This window comes from Vibrio aestuarianus (assembly GCF_012395185.1).
Lineage (GTDB): Bacteria > Pseudomonadota > Gammaproteobacteria > Enterobacterales > Vibrionaceae > Vibrio > Vibrio aestuarianus.
Genome location: NZ_JAAZTU010000043.1, coordinates 1 through 17558, shown reverse-complemented (window position 1 = coordinate 17558; position 17558 = coordinate 1). Strand labels below are relative to the sequence as shown.

Below are 17558 nucleotides of genomic sequence, written 5' to 3'. Positions count from 1 at the left end.
AAACCAGAGAAAAGGCACGATGCATCCACAAATATGCTTACATCTACTTTCCATAACTAAGTGTAGAGCTTTCTATAGAAAATTTTACACATCTATCGGCTTTTTATTGTTTTTCTTTAATCTTTCTGTGCATTCTGCCACTTTAGAGCAAATTGAATCAATTCAACAAGCAGCACAACAGCATATTTTAGATACGGTTGAATGGCCTATCGGTGGAGAGTTAAACGCACAAGCTGCCAACATTGATGAGCGCATTTACGCCACCAACTGCCCCTCGCCTTTAATTACATCATCCTCATCAAATAATGGTACCGCGAGTAACATTACCGTTCTTGTTGAGTGTACAGAGGATAATTGGAAAGTCTATGTTCCAGTTAGGCTGATGATTTCTTTACCGTTAGTTACTGCAGCCGCCCCTATGTCTCGCGGCCAGATCATCACCCAACAAGATGTCACCATGACCATGGTAGACTTACACCGCTTTCGTCGACAAGGTTTTTCTGATACCGACAGAATAGTCGGAGCAAAGGTAAAAAGAAATGTTCGCCTTGGTGATGTGATTGAACAAAATGATATCTGTGTGGTATGTCGAAATGAAAGCGTTGTCATTCAGGCGGTAAAACAAGGTATGAGCATCACAACTAAAGGAACAGCTCTCAGTGATGGTATCCTTGGGGAGCAGATAAAAGTGAAAAATGACAAATCAAACCGTATAATAGATGCACAAGTGACAGGAATTGCGGAAGTAACGGTACAATTTTAATACCTTCAGTTTTACAGTGAGTGTGTGGAAATTGTTAACGAAGTGAAGCAGAAAAAAGTGCTAAAGTAATTAAATACACTGTCGATATTGACTGTACAGGTTTCCATTTCATTAATAAGGCTCACATATGGCAGGTATTGATAACATACGTTCGGGGCAGACATTAACGACGACAAGTCGTAACCCCGCTCGTTCCGAATCAAATTCGTCTTCATCATCATCCGATGCAGTTTCCCGCTCTTCGCAAAATCAAGATGCGGTGTCACTGAGTTCTCAGGGAAAAGCAATCGGTGAGATGCATAACAAAATGGTGTCGCAACCCAGTTTTGATAATGCAAAAGTAGCAGCGATCAAAGAAGCGATTGCAAATGGTTCATATAAGGTTGACCCTGAAAAACTTGCAGACAATATGATTAAATTTGAGAAAGAATTGGGTGGCTTCGAGTAATCCAAGTTTTTGACTAATTAAGGCAAAATATAATGGCTGTATTGAAAGACTTAGTCGATTTTCAATTGAAAAACGCACTTGAACTCTCTCAGTTACTTGAAAAAGAAAAAGTAGCCATTACTGGCCGTGCCGCCACAGAAATCGAAGCCATTGCTAAACAAAAGATGACCTTAATTGGACAACTGCAACTGACCGATCAGCGAATTGCTAAACATCCTCATATCGAGAGCCTGACTGAAGATGAAAACCTGTCACAACTCGTTGATCAAATTCGTTCGATTGTCCATGACTGCCAACAAGCAAACTTGGTTAACGGTGAAGCACTACAACGTGCTCAATTGAGCTTTAATAAGTTGAATAATTTGATGCAGCAAAGTCATGGCAAAATAGGCATGACATACAATGCAGGCGGTAAGACGCATACCGTATCAACATTAGGTACGAACATAAAAGCATAAATTTAATGCGTTAAAAAATAGAAAAGCGACAATATTTGCCGCTTTTTTTGATCTGGAGAGAGTGTGAAGTTAAAAGAGTGTCTGCTGACGTTTTTCAGGAACTTGTTGAACCTCGCCATAATCACGTAATTTATCCATTTTACGAATATCAAGACGTAATTCAGTAACGTAACTGTCACCAACTTTATAGCTTCGTACCACTTCAGCACCACGAATCACCCCATCAACCGCTCCAGATGTCAGCTCAGTGCCCAAACGTTGATTTTGCAACTCAGCTCGACCGCTAACTCGCATGCCGTAGACCTGCTCGGCCAACTCACGATACGCATCAATTTTAGAAGCACGCATCGCGCGTACTTGCTTTTCCTCTTCACTGCGCCCTGTTTGCTCACTAATGCTGGCATAACCAACGGCAGTAAGCCAATCATCAGCCCTCATTGTTTGCAGTGGCTGACACCCAACCATAACCACTGCAACCAGAAGCAATAGCAACTTTTTCATTGTTATCTCCTATGGACGCAGAATGACCGTGTAAGGTTGCGTGATAGTTGGATCTGAACGAATTAACACACCATCTTGCGTTCGGATACTGTTCAGAGTATCCAAATCTCGTCCTATCCGATCTGCAGGCAAAAAGCCTTGCGCTGTAGCAACTACTACTCGCGATTGCATTCCAACCACACGAGCATTCACCAAAACACCACCGTCTTGTCGCAGCATTGTCCCGGTCAAGATGTATTGTATCTCTTGCTCTTGTGCTAGGTCTTTCCAATCACGGCTAAAGGCGAAATCACCTTGTTGAGTCACTTGGATTGAACCTGTCGTTTTAAAATCTACGACTTTAAAACCACGACGCTGGAACTGATGGATAAAACCTTCAGACACCGAATTACCTAGCCAGTTAGTTGAATCCATACTTTGTAAATCCACAAATGATGTCACAGCAATGGGCGTACGCGCAGACACACTGGTGTTTGAAACCATCAGATCTTCGGTCATACTCTCAACAAAGAAATCCAACGTGTGACGTGGACTCTCCATTAACATAAACTGTGAACCACTGTATGGCTCTTTTCCGTTATAAATCGGGGCGTAAGCGCAGGCAGTTAGAAAAACTACGGGCACAATCGAAAGCCATTTTTTCATTCTCTTATCTCCAGATATACTGAGGCAACTTTCGCTCCAAACTTTATAAAATAAAAACTGGAACACTCTTTGCTTTTTAAAATTAGTCACTATTTCAAAATGCATTGCCTACATCAGCTAAGATTCTAAAAGCAAAATTTATACCTAACTGGTAAATAACAATGAAAAAAATTATTTCTGTTTTATTTTCAATACTATACATAACAAGCTTTACTCAAACGGCAAATGCCGCATGGTATGAAGTGACTGGCACATCAGCAATTGTCTCTTCTGAGGAAGTCGCTCGCCTGAATGCACTAGAAGACGCCATTTATAAGGCGGTAAACTTTGCCGGGGCCGACATTGGTAGTATTAGTAACCTAAGACCACTACTAGAATCCTCACGTAATGAATATCAATTTACTAACCACGAAGTGCGCTATGTATTGGTTGAAGAACATAAAACACGCCAAGGTGTCATGTATGTCAAAGCACGAATTGATATTTATCCCTCGGCAACAGGTTGCCACGTAAGTCAGTATAAAAAGACGTTCTTAGTGGGCAATATTGACCTAGCTTCCCCACAACAAGCCGTTATGGGGCAAATATATAATGTGGGCGATGACTTTGCTCAAGTCATTAATCGTCAGTTGGCTCAAGAGTCTCGTAGCTTTGTCTCTGTTGGCACCACTGACTATTCCATTGACAAACAACACTCAGAACGATTAACCATGATCGCAGAGGATACAGGAGCGCAATACATTCTTGGCGGTGTCATTACCGATTTAACGGCAACAATTGATCAAAAATTGTTATTTGATGATGTGATTAACCGTCAGTTTGCCATACAGATGCAGGTCTTTGATGGAAAAACGGGTCAAGAGGTTCTCACTCGTAATTATCGTGAAGTGGCCAAGTGGCCTTTTGCTAAAACTAGCCAAGTTGATACGAAAAGCGCACGCTTCTGGGCATCAACCTATGGCAGCATGATGCTTCGTGTTAGTCGAAATATTATGTTGGATCTAGAGTCTGAGCTTTCATGCAAAATTACCTTACCAGAAGTGGTCGCAAAGTTTGGTAATACCATTACCATTGATTTAGGAAGAGTACACGGCGTAAAAACAGGGGATAAATTGCAGCTGTGGCACACCGGCTCTTTCATCGACCAAAAAGGGTTACCTCGCAATAAAGTGACGCAAAGTGATATCACACTGACAGTCACAAGAGTGTATGAAAATGAAGCAGAGCTCAGCGTTGACCAACAAAACCTTGCCGCCAGTATCCAAATTGGCGATGTTATGCACAAACAGCTTTAATTTTTAAGTTAGGTGGTTAACTTTATGGAAATGTTGAGTAAACTACCCACCTCAGCTCCCGTAGCTCAGTAGGATAGAGCGGCCCCCTCCTAAGGGGCAGGCCACAGGTTCGACTCCTGTCGGGAGCGCCATATAAAATAAAGGCTAGCCAGTTAACCCAGCTAGCCTTTATTTCATCTCTTGCATCCCAAATACAGCTAACGGCTCTGCTATTCTTACTCAAAACTCACCCAACCTTGATTCAAGCGACTATTATTCATATATAGTGCGCACTACACGTTCCACTTCAAATAATCTAAAATAAATAATAACAGAACTATCGATATAAGATGATGAAAAAGAGTAACCTGATAACAAATACTGGTCACCGCTTTATCTCTAAGGCGAAAACAGCCTATAAAATTCACATCCACACCCCTGATGATACGGTGCTGCACCGCTCTGTCGGTTACATTCGTATTGGTGAAAAAAAGGGGTTGAAAAAGGCGATTAAGTTAAGAAATGAGTTAGGAATGGAAATGTGGGGCAAGCATTGGCGCCGTTTGTTAAAAGATCCTTATCTGATGACTCGCCTTCCTCATAGTTTGGAGCCAAAGATTATCAATAAACCAAGGCCGACTCAGGAGAACCCTGATGCTCGAGATCCTTGCTATATCGCAGCTTGGCGCCACTATGATGATAAAGGTAATTGTGAGTTCCAGAGTGTCGTTTGTTCTATCAACAAACACGGTAAACTTGGCGCTTATACCAAAACCAAAAAAGCATTGCTGGAAGCCTACAAAGATTATCTTGATATTCTGGTTTACATGGGCCGGTTAAACAGCATCGATTTGAAATGATCTTCCTTCTAATAATAAAGCCCGCATTGTCGCGGGCTTTAGCGTTATTGATCAAAAAATAACGTTAGTTTATAACTTCGTATTCAAACTCAGGAATAATAATATCGACTCGGCGGTTTAGCTTGCGCCCTTCCGCGGTATCATTGGACGCTATAGGTTTACTCTCCCCTTCACCTTTCACTGTGATACGACTTGCTTCAATGCCTTTCGCAATGACGGCATCAGCAACCGCTTGAGCGCGTTTTTCCGATAGTTTTTGATTATAAGCCGCCGATCCTGTTGAGTCAGTATGACCTGTAATTTCAACGTGTGACTGAGGGTAAGAGTTCAAGTAAGTGACGAGCTTATCGAGCGTTTTTTCACTTTGTTGAGTTAATGTTGAGCTATCATGCTCAAAGCTACTGCCGTCTAAACTTTGGAATGGTACACTTTTAATTACGGTTGTAGTTTCAACAACCACAACAGGCTCCTCAATCACTTCTTCTACCATAACCTCTTCAACCATCATCGGTGTTGGCTCTGATTTACTGCTACCAAATTTATAGGAAACGCCTAAAGTTGCAGAGTTTCCTTGTGCGCGTACCAGATCATTATTAATGTCTGTAATCGCTTGGTATTCCACACGGAATGTTAAATTATTATCGGTATTGAATTCGAAACCGGCTGCACCTAGGTATGAGTAATCATCTTCACTGCCGTAATCAACATAAGCACCACCAACTTTGGCATAAAGCTCGACCCCATAACCCAACGGAACACTAAATTTAGGTGCTAAAGTAATAACATTAACTTTATCATCATTAAGGCCTGCACCACTGAACTCACCAAGATAATCATAACCTGCTTCTATAGAGAGCCAATCAAGTGCTTGGTAACCCAAGAACACACCAACGGTAGACGAATCATCATCACACGTATCCACTGAGCGGCAAGCATCATCTAACCATGATTTACCGACCTTGCCTCCAAGATACACCTCAGCCATTGTGGCTGAAGATGCAAAAATAAGTGATGCCGAAATAACTGCTGCTAACTTTTTCATATAAATTCCTTCCAACTTTATAGTTATTATGATGAATTTACCTAAGAGAAAAAATCGTTTCGACCTCAGGTAAACTTTGCACCACAGTCATTACTATAGCCTATGAAAAGAAAGGATAAATAGTGAATTAGTTTATTCTTTGTCACCGTTTTGTAAAAACTCACCACCCTGCGTTTCAAATAATTTAACATGCAAAAAAAACCGCAGCGAAGGCTGCGGTTGATTTAATTATCAAATGAGATATTACTGCATGTTGGCTTCACGTTGAGTAATAAAGTCGAGAGCCATCTTGATACGAGCAACAACGCGCTCTTTACCAATAAGCTGCATAACCGCATCCACAGACGGTGATTGACCACCACCAGTAACGGCAACACGTAAAGGCATACCAATTTTACCCATACCGATCTCAAGCTCTTCACACACTTCAGCAATGACGTTATGTAAGTTTTCTGTTGTCCACTCAGTCAGAACTTCAATTTTATTCAAAGCTAATGTCAATGGTTCTTTTGCTACACCACGTAAGTGCTTTTTCGCGGCGTTTTCATCAAACTCAGAGAAATCTTCAAAGAAATAACGCGACTGCTCAGCAAGCTCAACCAATGTGTTGCAACGCTCGCCGACCAATTTAACGATCTCTGCCAATGCAGGGCCGTTATCTCGATTAATACCTTGATGCTCAAAATGCCACTCTAAGTGCTTGGCAACATATTGTGGATCAGAGGTTTTAATGTAATGGTTATTTAACCACAATAGTTTGTCAGTATTGAATGCTGAAGCCGATTTACTGATCGCATTTAAGCTAAAGAATTCAATCATCTCTTCACGGGAGAAAATTTCTTGATCGCCGTGAGACCAACCTAGGCGAACAAGGTAGTTATTCAATGCTTCAGGTAAGTAACCTTCATCACGATATTGCATTACTGACACCGCGCCGTGGCGTTTTGAAAGTTTCGCACCATCGTCACCTAGAATCATCGCGCAGTGTGCAAACACTGGCACTGGTGCGCCTAGAGCTTCATAGATATTGATTTGACGAGGCGTGTTGTTGATATGATCTTCACCACGTACAACATGAGTAATACCCATATCCCAGTCATCAACAACCACACAGAAGTTGTAAGTTGGAGAACCGTCAGTACGACGGATGATTAAATCATCCATTTGGCTGTTGGAAATCTCGATACGGCCACGAATTTGGTCATTGAAAACAACACTGCCTTCTTTCGGGTTACGGAAACGAATAACGCATGGGTCACCCTCTTTCGCCGCATCATTGACCGCTTTGATTTTAGGGTGATCTGCATCGTAACGGGGCATCTCTTTATTCGCTTCTTGCTCAGCGCGAATTTCATCTAGCAATTCTTTAGATGCGTAGCATTTGTATGCTTTATCTTCCGCCAGCAGTTTATCAACCATTTCGTTGTAACGATCAAAATGTTTAGTTTGGAAATATGGGCCCTCATCCCACTCCAAACCTAGCCAAGTCATACCTTCAAGAATCGCATCTACTGCTTCTTGGGTAGAACGTTCTAGGTCCGTATCTTCAATACGTAAAACGAACTCACCACCTTGGTTTTTTGCATAAAGCCAAGAGTAAAGTGCAGTACGCGCACCACCTACGTGAAGATAGCCTGTTGGGCTAGGAGCAAAACGAGTTTTAACCGTCATTTGATTTCCTTAGGGATAAAAATACAGCGGAGAATAGTTCCGCTGCGAATACAAGGATAAAAAGTGACGACATTTTACCACTGACAAGTAAATCTACAATCCTCGATTACTTCAAGTTTCTCAATGCCCACTGCATAAATTCTTGTTGTTGCTCTTTTGAGAGGCTTGAAAACTCATTTTTCAGGTCGGTTGTTCCACTTGCAGTGCTTTTTGAACTATCAGTAATAACGGTTGCATTTTCATTTTGATGATTAAAATCAGCAACTTCTCGTTCGTAATCTCGAAATCCTTGTAGACCATTTTTATTCATTACCAATAATGAATATTCTTTCGTCTGCTTAGCTTGATTGGTAAATGAAAACGTCGGTTTTTTTTCGAAAGATTTAGCATCTTCGATCGTTCTCAGGTTGGGATAGTTTAATGTTAGTAACTCATCACTACCTGTTGAAAACTCAATAATCATAGGTTGAGAATCAAATTTTCTTCGTTTTCCATCTTGAAAAACAATTTGCCCAATAGTGACCACCAACTGATTGGTACCATCTTTTAGTTCTAACTGTTGCGGCTGTATAAAATCATCTGCTTGTACCGCTTGACCATTTAACACTTGCGGTACAATTTCAGATTGAAGTTGAATGGAAGCGGCGAATGCTTGCAAAGAAAATAGGGTAGATAGCCCTGCAATAATAAATCGTTTTTTTAATAACATCTTCGGACCTCATTATTTTTATAAGCAGTAAAAGGGCGGAAACCGCCCTTTAGGATATTTAGCCTTGTGGCTGATTAAAAATAGTATTCAACGCCCACAGAAAATTCTACGTAATCATCCGATTTCCAACGCTCAGTACCAGTCACTTTTCCGTCAGCATCTTTATCTTGATAACCATTGGCATAAGACGCTTTATCACCAAAATCAAGTGTACGCGCGCGTACATACAGCACCGCCGATGGGTCGACAAAATACATCACTTGAGCAGAAAGAACATCATCATCTGTATTGTCTAGCGTTTTACCATTGCGCTCTAACTCAAAGTTTGCTGCATAGCCGAGCTTATATTGCCAGTCACCCGTGGTGTACATCAAACCTGCTGACATTGCATTTTGCTTTTCATCATCACCAGCTGTAGATTTAGCATCCATCATTTTGTATTGAGCAAAGAAAGAGATGCCATTGTCAAACCAACCTTGTAAACCGACTAGGTAAGTATTGTTATCCCATTTAGTACCTTCAGTGGCAATATCACGGTTTCCTTCGTAGGCAGCATCAATTTGTACAGGACCAATTTTATAATGAGCCGCGACACCTGCCCAATAGTCATCACCTTCACCTAAACCAGCCTTATCACCCGCGCCCGCCGCAACATCTAACGAGAAAGCATTACCATACATTGGGGAGTCCCAGCGAACAGTATTTGATTGGCGATCTTGATATTTCGCTCCGCCAATAGAACCACCCCAGTCGAACACATCACCTAAACCTGGGTTCGATGCTGGCCAGTCAACAAGTTCATATAATGGCGTCAACACACGACCGACACGAATTTGCCCCATATTTTCGCTTTCAAAGCCTACGAAGGTATCACGCTCTCCCAGACCAGCACCTTCACCACCAAAACTAGGGTCTACATACCCCCCTTCAATTTGCCAAAGGAAAGTTGGACCAAAATTTGCAAATTGTTTTTTACCACGGAAACCAATGCGTGATTCATTATTGAACTGCATTCCACCCAAATTATCATCTTTAACACTATCACCGCTGTCATAATCACGATACGCGGCCTGCATCGCGATAATGCCGTAAACTTCATAGGCAAATGAATCCTTGGTTAAGAATTTTTCAGCAGCATCGCCATTTGCTCCTTCGGCAAAAGCCGCACCACTCATCATTAAACTAGAAACCACTGCACCTAATAACGTTTTTTTGAAATGAGACATAAGATAAACCCCTATATATTATTTTTAAGTTTTTTATCCCCATTCAAATTCATACAGGACAGGAATATGAATCATCTGGAGAACCATTTATGGACGGGGCCAATATGACAAACTTTTTTTTCTCCAAAAAATAGGGCAGACATTTCTCTGACAAACTTCAAAATAACCAAAAGCAAATAAATATAAAACCATTAAAAACAAGCAGTTAAAACAAAAATAAAAACAAAAAAACGTTAAAATTAACTTTTTATAAGATGTAGTAATAGTGATTTATGTTTTTAAGGACAGTTTTGTGAGTCAATCAACATCGTATTGATCAAAATTTACGGAACTTTATTTACATCTATAAATATCTTTGAAGTCAGTCGCAACAAACTCGCCGTCATATTGAATAAAAAAGTCACAATTTGACGATTTTGTCGGGATAACGTTAGTGCTTGACCTTCCCCTTAAGGGAAGGTTTATGCTACTCGGTAATAGAATGACTCGGGGATCTATCAATGAAACATTTCAGCATACCGCTAGCCGGTCTTAAATGTATGGGCTGCGCTAAAAAAGTAGAACGTCTGTTAAAGCAGCAAGCCAATGTAGATATCCACCAGCTTACCACTACATTGATTGAACTGACGACGTCAGCATCGTTGGATGAACTTATTGATGAAATCGAGTCATTAGGCTATCAAGCCGGTCATCATCTTGAATTTGAATTACAAGGTTTGAATTGCGGTGGTTGTGTGAACAAACTTACTTCACTGCTTAAAGCATCCGATCAAATCGCTCGCCTGTTGGTCACTAAAACACAGTTGTCTCTAGTGACTACCCTATCTGCTGCCAGTATCCAACAACAAGTAGCATCTCTCGGTTATCAAGCGCTTATAGAAAAAGAAAATCGTGAAGCTGAACAACAAAGCGCACCAACAGCAGTTGATAACACCAATCTACCTAAACAACCTGATATGATGGAAGACTTTTCAACAGTAAGCATTCACTTACTGATCCAAGGCATGACCTGTGCTAGCTGCGTCTCTTCCGTAGAGAAAGCCTTATTAGCCGTAAAAGGTGTCAAACGAGCTCAAATAAATTTAGCCGAACAAAGCGCATTGGTTGCCATCTCTTCGCAAAATGAAGCCTTGGTGCAACAGTTACTTAAAAATGTAAAAGAAGCCGGATACCGCGCAGAAAAAATGGATGACCCGGCATTACAACAGCAAAAGCAGCAACAACAATTACAAGAAACACTGAAGCACCACCAACGCAGTGCTTGGCTTGGTTTGATGCTCGGTATTCCGCTCATGGGCTGGGGTGTTGCTGGCGGTAACATGATGATCCTATCGACACTTGATCAATGGTTATGGGGAGTGATTGGTTTACTCTGCTTGGGGTTGTTGGCAACCGCAGGTCGCCAATTTTTCAGCAATGCTTGGCTGGCCCTAACTCATCGCCGAGCCACAATGGATACCTTAGTTGCACTAGGTACTGGCGCTGCGTGGATTTATTCGATGCTGGTCATTATCGTCCCCAACTGGTTTCCGCTTGCTTCTCGCCATGTGTACTTTGAAGCTAGTGCGATGATCATTGGTTTAATTTCTCTCGGACATTATATTGAAGCCAGAGCCAAAGCCAAAACCACCCAATCTTTGCAAGCACTGATCAACCTTCAACCTCAACAGGCGACATTAATAACAGAGCAAGGGGATAAAACCATCGACGTTGGCACTATTCAGTTAGGCATGAAATTACGTATCAAGCCTGGAGAAAAGGCTCCTATTGATGGCAAAGTGCTCGCAGGAGAGTCCTACCTTGATGAATCAATGCTCACAGGAGAGCCAATTCCAGTACTAAAAACCAAAGGAGACGGCATATCCGCTGGCACTATCAATAATGACGGCAGTTTAATCATTGAAGCAACAGGCATTGGTGCACAAACCATGCTGGCGCGAATTATCCAAATGGTTCGCCAGGCACAAAGTAGTAAACCCGCAATAGCCAAACTGGCAGACCAAATTTCAGCCATATTTGTCCCCATCGTGGTGTTAATCGCCCTATTTTCAGCCTTTACCTGGTATCTGTTTGGCCCTGACCCCAAGGCAAGTTATATGCTGGTTGTAGCAACCACGGTGTTAATTATCGCTTGTCCTTGCGCTTTGGGGTTAGCAACACCTCTGTCGGTTACAGTGGGAGTCGGCAAAGCCGCTGAAATGGGCATATTAATTCGCGATGCCGATGTCTTGCAGTCAGCCAGTAAAATAACCACCGTTGTCTTTGACAAAACCGGTACCCTAACTCAAGGCAAACCAAGCGTTCAAAGTGTGGATACTTTTGAAATCGACAAGCAACGCTTACTCTCTATCGCCTATTCTATTGAACAACATTCTGATCACCCGTTGGCGAAAGCGGTTTGCCAGTTCGCAAAGCAACACGCGATTCAACCACTGTCGATTGAACAATTTGCCAACCTCAGAGGCAAAGGGCTAAGTGCAAATGTTCAAGGAGAGCGCATTACCATCGCCTCAATTGCTCATATCCAGTCGCTGGGGATTTCACTCGCCCCCGTTGACGAAACGATTAAACGCTATGCTGCAAAGGCATGGACTCCGATGATCATTACCATTAATGATCAAATCAAAGGAATGATCGCCATTGCAGACCCGATAAAAGAAGAGGCGGCTCAAGCTATCTCCGCTTTGACGAAACTGGGCATTCACACTGTCATGCTTACCGGTGATACTCAAAGTGTAGCTAATGCCATCGCAAAACAATTAGGGATAAAACAAGTGATCGCTCAGGTGCTGCCCGCACAAAAAGCACAACATATCAATAAGCTACAAAAACAAGGTCAAGTGGTAGCGATGGTCGGTGATGGTATTAACGATGCGCCAGCACTTGCCAAAGCCGACATAGGTATGGCAATGGGCAGCGGCAGTGATGTTGCGATTGAGAGCGCACAAATGACGCTGTTGAACTCTTCACCATTGGCTGTAGTTAATGCTATCGCTCTATCCAAAGCCACCATTAAAAATATGAAGCAGAATCTATTGGGAGCTTTTGTCTATAACTCGCTAGGGATCCCGATTGCGGCGGGCATTCTCTACCCTGCTTTTGGCTTTTTACTCAGCCCAGTGGTTGCAGGCGCGGCCATGGCACTTTCTTCAATTACGGTAGTCAGTAATGCCAATCGCTTACGACTATTTAAAACGCCCTTTATTTCACAGAGGTGATTATGAAACTAAAAACACTATCCATGACGATGCTAACACTCGCGATGGCAAGCTTATCGGCTCAAGCTATCGCATCAGCAACTGTCACTAATTATAAGTCTCCTTACTGTGGTTGTTGCGGTGATTGGAGTAAACATATGGAACAGCAAGGCTTTACCGTCAAGGAAGAGCTACATGAAAATATGAATCCCATCAAACAAAAGTTTGGCATTACGCAAGAGCTAGCCTCTTGCCATACCGCCGTTATTGATGGCTATATTTTTGAAGGCCATGTCCCAGCCGATGACATTAAAGCATTCCTTGCTAACCCACCGAAAAATGCTAAAGGTTTAGCTGTTCCGGGCATGCCGATCGGTTCTCCAGGTATGGAGCATGGTAATAAAAAAGATGCTTACTCGGTTTACGCGTTCAACGAACAAGGGCAAGCGTTTGAGTTTTCACACCACGCTGGCAACTAGCCCTATATCTTAGAGCTATCAACGAAAAAGCCTCCGGAGATCGGAGGCTTTCATTTAAATGGGGAAGCTATTTGATGCTGGTGACTCGGCTAACACGCTCACCGTTAGTAGATACCGAACGAATCCACACCTCACCGTTAACCTTAGGTTTTGCTGAATCATCGTAATCTAACCAGCTTTCACCATCAACAGAGTATTGTAATTCGACTCCTGGGAATTGAACATTCATTGCCAACTGACCCGCTTCAATTTTAGCACCAGGGACTGGAAGGCGGTATTCAATGCCCGCTTTATCTAACTTAGCTAACTCGCGTTGGCCAATAATATTGGCAAAACGAACCCAATCTTGGTTAAGTTGCGTTTTATTCACTAAATTAGTCTGCTGTGAGTACTCAACGCCAACTTTGTAGTTATTTTCCCACTCAGCCTTATGCCATGCACGTTCAGCAGCGGCAAGTACACGCGGGAAGACCATGTATTCATACTGTTCGTCATTGCGTACTGTTTCAGACCACAATTGTGCCGACAAACCATAGAAAGGTTTCGCTTCAACTTCACCTTTACCACTAAAACCGTTGCCATCACGGTCTAAAGACGTTTCCGCATTTTGTGGCATGTTTTCCGGTGCAAAACCAAACATCTTACGCGTATCCGTGGCGCGTGTTGCCCAGTAATAACCCCGCTCTTTAGGGTCGGCTTCGTATGGCATATCCATATAGACATAGTCTGGGTTAGAAACAATGACGTCATAACCTTTCGCTGACCAATCGTATACTGATGAAGTGCCACCCCAGTACAGAACGTCCCAGAAGTTTACTCGTTGACCTTCTGTGGCAAACGCATCCGGACCTTCACTATATTTCAGACCATCTTGCCATGCTTGGAAATTAGGGATGCCTTTTTCAGCCACAATCTTAGATACCTGCTCTGCAAAATGACTTGGCAGATGACCGAAGTCGCTCACAGTACCATCAGCGATCAAAGACTGACACTGTGGAGACTGTTGGAATGGTTTATCTTGCTTAGATAAGTCAATGTTACCTTTCCATGCCACTTTGTCTTCTGCATTAATATCTTGTAAGCCAGCGCCTAGCTTAATATTCTTCGCTTCATCACCACCAAAGTGCCATGTAGTGAGTGGAGCGCCTGCTTCTTGGTGCATTGCCGCTACTTCAGAGATTACCTTATCAACAAAGCGAGTTGATGAGTCCATACATGGATTGATAAAACTTTGCTTATCGTAGAACTGAACCGTTGTTACATTGGAGGTATCTTGTGGATCCATCAAGCGATATTCGTTTGCCGCCTCCACATTACCTTGCTCCATTAGGCGCTCAAAGCGTGCTTCCATCGACACTACCGCCGAACGAGCGTGCGCTGGCATATCAATTTCAGGAATCACTTCAATATTGCGAGCCTTCGCATATTTCAAAATATCAATGTAATCGGCCTTGCTAAAGTATCCAGAACCAAAGTTATCCGAGGTTGGCCCCGAGCCAAGTTGAGGAAGTAAACAGCTTTTCTCTTGTAGGTCAAAACAACGATTCGAACCAATATCGGTCAGCTCTGGTAACCCAGGAATTTCTAAACGCCAACCTTCATCATCAGTCAAGTGTAGGTGTAGCTTATTCATTTTGTACGCAGCCATTTGCTCCAAGGTGGCTAAAATAGCTTGCTTAGAATGGAAGTTACGAGCGACATCAACCATTACGCCACGGTACTCGAACCGTGGAGCATCTTGAATGCTTATCACCGGCAAAGACTTTTCATTTTGGCTATCAATCAAGCCAAAGATCGATTGAACGGCATAGAAAGCACCAGCTTGGTCAAAAGCCTCAATGCCGATACCATCCTTTTGAATATCTAAAGAATACGCACCCGATTTAGCCATATCCCCAGAAAATGCTGCCGCATCAACTTTAACGCTAACTGGCAATTCCCCATTTAGACTTACACCGAGTAAATCCGCTCGAGAAACTAATGCTGCGTATTGTGCAGAGTCAAAGCCTTCTTCGACAACCTTCAAACCTTGGCTTAAATCAACCGAGCCTTGTCCCACAACGGTATGCAGGGGTGTCGGAATAAGCGTAGTGGACACATCTTTGCTATGAACATCATTATTTTTTTCAAAGCGAGTGATTGCCGTTGCAAAAACATTGTTATCACCAGCAGTTCGCTTAATATTGTTTCCTTCTAAACCTTGCACAAACGAAGCGGTATCTTCAGTATTGAGCGAGGCAATTAACTTAGGCTCAGCATTAGGGCCACTTACAAAAGCGCCAGGCATAAAGTCAGTTTCGAACAACTGCCAATATTCACTAATTAAAGGAAGTTCCACTTCCTCTCCAGCGGCAAACCCATCAAATTTGTCTGTCGGTTCCAGTTTATGTAAATCACCCGTTAAGCGAGTAATTTTAAACTGCTCATTTTCGACATCCAGAATAAGGCGGATACTATGGAAATAGATAGCCCAGTCTTTTGAATCTACAGCCTCGCCATAATTAGTCAGTGTCATATTCACCTTATTACAAGATGCCCATTCAGCACCAAGATCTTGGCAAGCTAAACCTTCATCAGCACCATGGTTGGTTAATACGGTATATTTGATATCGATATTATCGGCTAATGAATCGATGACTTGCTGCTCTGAAGATTGAAACACTGAACACCCTGATAGGGTGGCAAGGACTGAAACGGCGATCAAATTACGTTTAATCATATGACTAACCTTACACTTAATAGACTGGAATAAAGTCCAAATGAGGGACTTAAAAAAAAACGTCAGCCAATGGCTGCTCTTACACAATGTAAACAACATACTAGTAGTTATTTCTAAGCGTAAAATAATTAACCATGTCCGGTGATCCGCTTCAAATTTCACAATTTCCAAAAAAACATAAAACCAAATAAATCAATTAATTAGTAGATACGTCAAAATTGTAAGTTCATTTTTAACGTGTTTTTGGCGGATAAACGCACAGAAATCGAGCTTTAAATGGCGAGTGTCTCGTGATCCTGTTCACAACCACATTCTGTTATCTATTTTCTAAAAATGGGTGATGGGCTAGAAATGTGATCGAAACCTCAACTCTTAGCGCAGTAAAAATCGTTAAAATACTTTAAAGTGACGTTTTTGACGCAACCTTCGTGACGAATAGCTGTGAAATATTTTCTGTTAGTGCTCTCTTTGTTTTTTTCGATGATAATCAACGCCGAGCCTCTTTATTGGCAGGCGAAAAAAGGGAATCAAACTTTATTCATTGTTGGGTCGATACATGTAGGTGATGAATCTATGTATCCTCTTCCTCAAGCGGTAACCCAGTTTTTAGAACATAGCGATGGGCTAGTAATGGAAACTGACGTGAGAAAAACAGAAGGCATTAGCTATCCTCCCACACAGCATTTATCTAAAGATGTACTCAATACGCAGCAACTGTCGCTATTGGTTACAGTTGCGAAACAGTTAGGACTAAACGCCGACAACCTCAAATACTCACCACCTTGGGTAACCGCTTTACAATTACAGCAAGCACAATGGTCCCTATTAGGCTATGTACCGGATAATGGTGTCGATATGCGTCTGATGTACAAAGCAACGACCAGTAACAAGCCCATTTTCAGCCTAGAAGAACTGCAATTTCAGATAGACTTACTGGCCAATCAACCAGAAGATGGTAAAGAGTTCTTAACCGCGATACTGGATGAATGGGATAATAATGAGCAAGTTTTACACTGTTTAATTGAAAGTTGGAGTGCAGGTGATCAACACAAACTCGTTCAGTTTGCAGAATTAGAACAAATGTCAGAGGAGATGGTGGAGGCGTTCATTACTCAAAGAAATGACGCATGGGCAGATAAGCTCAGCTCCGATTATTTTTTACCTAATAAAGATGGTAACTATTTAGTGGTCGTCGGTACTTTGCACTTAATCGGCAAGCACAACTTACTTGATTTACTCACAACAAAGGGGTTCGCAGTTCAACAGCTTTCAACAAGCCAAACCGCCAACTGCGATTTCTGAGCCCACTATGTCTACACTTCAGATACGACAAAGCCCCGCATTGCTGCGAGGCCTTTAATATGGTCGGTGAAGAGCCAGAGTTTGAAAGAGCCGAACCCCCGCCCCTTCCGAGTACACCATTGCTACACTCCAGATATGACAAAGCCCCGCATTGCTGCGAGGCCTTTAATATGGTCGGTGAAGAGCCAGAGTTTGAAAGAGCCGAACCCCCGCCCCTTCCGAGTACACCATTGCTACACTCCAGATATGACAAAGCCCCGCATT

15 protein-coding genes and 1 tRNA gene are annotated in these 17558 nt (G+C 42.4%); 9 read left to right on the top strand and 7 right to left on the bottom strand.

Annotation, left to right across the window (positions count from 1 at the left end; translation table 11 throughout):
- Positions 1–19 precede the first annotated feature (19 nt).
- The 3 genes from flgA to HGG78_RS16450 all read left to right on the top strand — a co-directional run bounded on the left by flgA (position 20) and on the right by HGG78_RS16450 (position 1669).
- A complete protein-coding gene (flgA, locus tag HGG78_RS16460) occupies positions 20–763 on the top strand; it encodes a flagellar basal body P-ring formation chaperone FlgA (protein ID WP_080996365.1) in 744 nt (247 codons plus the stop codon).
- 127 nt (positions 764–890) lie between these two features.
- Positions 891–1211 (top strand): flagellar biosynthesis anti-sigma factor FlgM, encoded by a 321-nt coding sequence (gene flgM / locus HGG78_RS16455; protein ID WP_053310974.1) that lies wholly within the window; start codon positions 891–893, stop codon positions 1209–1211.
- Between the two features lie 32 nt (positions 1212–1243).
- Positions 1244–1669 carry a flagella synthesis protein FlgN gene (locus HGG78_RS16450; RefSeq protein WP_053310973.1) on the top strand — a complete coding sequence of 142 codons (426 nt, stop codon included), beginning with the start codon at positions 1244–1246 and terminating at the stop codon, positions 1667–1669.
- 69 nt (positions 1670–1738) lie between these two features.
- Here HGG78_RS16450 and flgP read toward each other — a convergent pair whose 3' ends face one another.
- Together flgP and HGG78_RS16440 are read right to left on the bottom strand one after the other, a co-directional pair.
- Entirely contained in the window at positions 1739–2170 is a 432-nt protein-coding gene (gene flgP / locus HGG78_RS16445) for a flagellar assembly lipoprotein FlgP (protein ID WP_053310972.1), read from the bottom strand.
- 9 nt (positions 2171–2179) lie between these two features.
- Positions 2180–2815 carry a FlgO family outer membrane protein gene (locus tag HGG78_RS16440; RefSeq protein ID WP_053310971.1) on the bottom strand — a complete coding sequence of 212 codons (636 nt, stop codon included), beginning with the start codon at positions 2813–2815 and terminating at the stop codon, positions 2180–2182.
- Positions 2816–2976: 161 nt separating this feature from the next.
- Here HGG78_RS16440 and HGG78_RS16435 point away from each other — a divergent pair, with 161 nt between their 5' ends.
- The 3 genes from HGG78_RS16435 (at position 2977) to HGG78_RS16425 (ending at position 4949) form a co-directional block, all read left to right on the top strand.
- Positions 2977–4110, top strand: coding sequence for a flagellar assembly protein FlgT (locus HGG78_RS16435; protein WP_053310970.1), 1134 nt, complete (start codon positions 2977–2979; stop codon positions 4108–4110).
- A 54-nt stretch (positions 4111–4164) separates the two neighbouring features.
- Positions 4165–4241: transfer RNA gene (locus HGG78_RS16430), tRNA-Arg, on the top strand.
- 201 nt (positions 4242–4442) lie between these two features.
- Positions 4443–4949: a Fe3+-citrate ABC transporter substrate-binding protein gene (locus HGG78_RS16425; RefSeq protein WP_053311008.1), complete on the top strand. Its 507-nt coding sequence runs from the start codon at positions 4443–4445 to the stop codon at positions 4947–4949.
- 64 nt (positions 4950–5013) lie between these two features.
- Here the strand turns inward: HGG78_RS16425 and HGG78_RS16420 are convergent, their stop codons facing one another.
- The 4 genes from HGG78_RS16420 to HGG78_RS16405 form a co-directional block, all read right to left on the bottom strand.
- The gene (locus HGG78_RS16420) at positions 5014–5991 is read right to left on the bottom strand and encodes an OmpA family protein (protein WP_172533553.1); all 978 of its coding nucleotides are present in this window, start codon (positions 5989–5991) and stop codon (positions 5014–5016) included.
- 243 nt (positions 5992–6234) lie between these two features.
- The gene (gene gltX, locus HGG78_RS16415; RefSeq protein ID WP_053310968.1) at positions 6235–7662 is read right to left on the bottom strand and encodes a glutamate--tRNA ligase; all 1428 of its coding nucleotides are present in this window, start codon (positions 7660–7662) and stop codon (positions 6235–6237) included.
- A gap of 106 nt (positions 7663–7768) precedes the next feature.
- A complete protein-coding gene (locus HGG78_RS16410) occupies positions 7769–8371 on the bottom strand; it encodes a YccT family protein (protein ID WP_171980837.1) in 603 nt (200 codons plus the stop codon).
- A 74-nt stretch (positions 8372–8445) separates the two neighbouring features.
- Complete coding sequence (locus tag HGG78_RS16405) at positions 8446–9597, bottom strand: porin (RefSeq protein WP_053310966.1); 1152 nt, start codon at positions 9595–9597, stop codon at positions 8446–8448.
- 500 nt (positions 9598–10097) lie between these two features.
- Between HGG78_RS16405 and HGG78_RS16400 the strand changes: the two genes are divergently transcribed.
- On the top strand, positions 10098–12815 hold the full coding sequence (locus HGG78_RS16400; RefSeq protein WP_172533552.1) for a heavy metal translocating P-type ATPase: 2718 nt from the start codon (positions 10098–10100) through the stop codon (positions 12813–12815).
- 2 nt (positions 12816–12817) lie between these two features.
- Positions 12818–13273 carry a DUF411 domain-containing protein gene (locus tag HGG78_RS16395; RefSeq protein ID WP_254068240.1) on the top strand — a complete coding sequence of 152 codons (456 nt, stop codon included), beginning with the start codon at positions 12818–12820 and terminating at the stop codon, positions 13271–13273.
- A 67-nt stretch (positions 13274–13340) separates the two neighbouring features.
- Here the strand turns inward: HGG78_RS16395 and HGG78_RS16390 are convergent, their stop codons facing one another.
- Positions 13341–15992, bottom strand: coding sequence for a beta-N-acetylhexosaminidase (locus HGG78_RS16390; RefSeq protein ID WP_172533551.1), 2652 nt, complete (start codon positions 15990–15992; stop codon positions 13341–13343).
- Positions 15993–16472: 480 nt separating this feature from the next.
- On the opposite strand from HGG78_RS16390, the gene HGG78_RS16385 reads away from it, so the two are divergent.
- A complete protein-coding gene (locus tag HGG78_RS16385; RefSeq protein ID WP_172533550.1) occupies positions 16473–17294 on the top strand; it encodes a TraB/GumN family protein in 822 nt (273 codons plus the stop codon).
- The last annotated feature ends 264 nt before the right edge of the window (positions 17295–17558 follow it).

What these genes read in the sequence shown, in the direction of transcription:
- flgA (WP_080996365.1), top strand. Translation starts at nt 20, where the DNA reads ATGCATCCACAAATATGCTTACATCTACTTTCCATAACTAAGTGTAGA.
- flgM (WP_053310974.1), top strand. Translation starts at nt 891, where the DNA reads ATGGCAGGTATTGATAACATACGTTCGGGGCAGACATTAACGACGACA.
- HGG78_RS16450 (WP_053310973.1), top strand. Translation starts at nt 1,244, where the DNA reads ATGGCTGTATTGAAAGACTTAGTCGATTTTCAATTGAAAAACGCACTT.
- flgP (WP_053310972.1), bottom strand. Translation starts at nt 2,170, where the DNA reads ATGAAAAAGTTGCTATTGCTTCTGGTTGCAGTGGTTATGGTTGGGTGT.
- HGG78_RS16440 (WP_053310971.1), bottom strand. Translation starts at nt 2,815, where the DNA reads ATGAAAAAATGGCTTTCGATTGTGCCCGTAGTTTTTCTAACTGCCTGC.
- HGG78_RS16435 (WP_053310970.1), top strand. Translation starts at nt 2,977, where the DNA reads ATGAAAAAAATTATTTCTGTTTTATTTTCAATACTATACATAACAAGC.
- HGG78_RS16425 (WP_053311008.1), top strand. Translation starts at nt 4,443, where the DNA reads ATGAAAAAGAGTAACCTGATAACAAATACTGGTCACCGCTTTATCTCT.
- HGG78_RS16420 (WP_172533553.1), bottom strand. Translation starts at nt 5,991, where the DNA reads ATGAAAAAGTTAGCAGCAGTTATTTCGGCATCACTTATTTTTGCATCT.
- gltX (WP_053310968.1), bottom strand. Translation starts at nt 7,662, where the DNA reads ATGACGGTTAAAACTCGTTTTGCTCCTAGCCCAACAGGCTATCTTCAC.
- HGG78_RS16410 (WP_171980837.1), bottom strand. Translation starts at nt 8,371, where the DNA reads ATGTTATTAAAAAAACGATTTATTATTGCAGGGCTATCTACCCTATTT.
- HGG78_RS16405 (WP_053310966.1), bottom strand. Translation starts at nt 9,597, where the DNA reads ATGTCTCATTTCAAAAAAACGTTATTAGGTGCAGTGGTTTCTAGTTTA.
- HGG78_RS16400 (WP_172533552.1), top strand. Translation starts at nt 10,098, where the DNA reads ATGAAACATTTCAGCATACCGCTAGCCGGTCTTAAATGTATGGGCTGC.
- HGG78_RS16395 (WP_254068240.1), top strand. Translation starts at nt 12,818, where the DNA reads ATGAAACTAAAAACACTATCCATGACGATGCTAACACTCGCGATGGCA.
- HGG78_RS16390 (WP_172533551.1), bottom strand. Translation starts at nt 15,992, where the DNA reads ATGATTAAACGTAATTTGATCGCCGTTTCAGTCCTTGCCACCCTATCA.
- HGG78_RS16385 (WP_172533550.1), top strand. Translation starts at nt 16,473, where the DNA reads ATGATAATCAACGCCGAGCCTCTTTATTGGCAGGCGAAAAAAGGGAAT.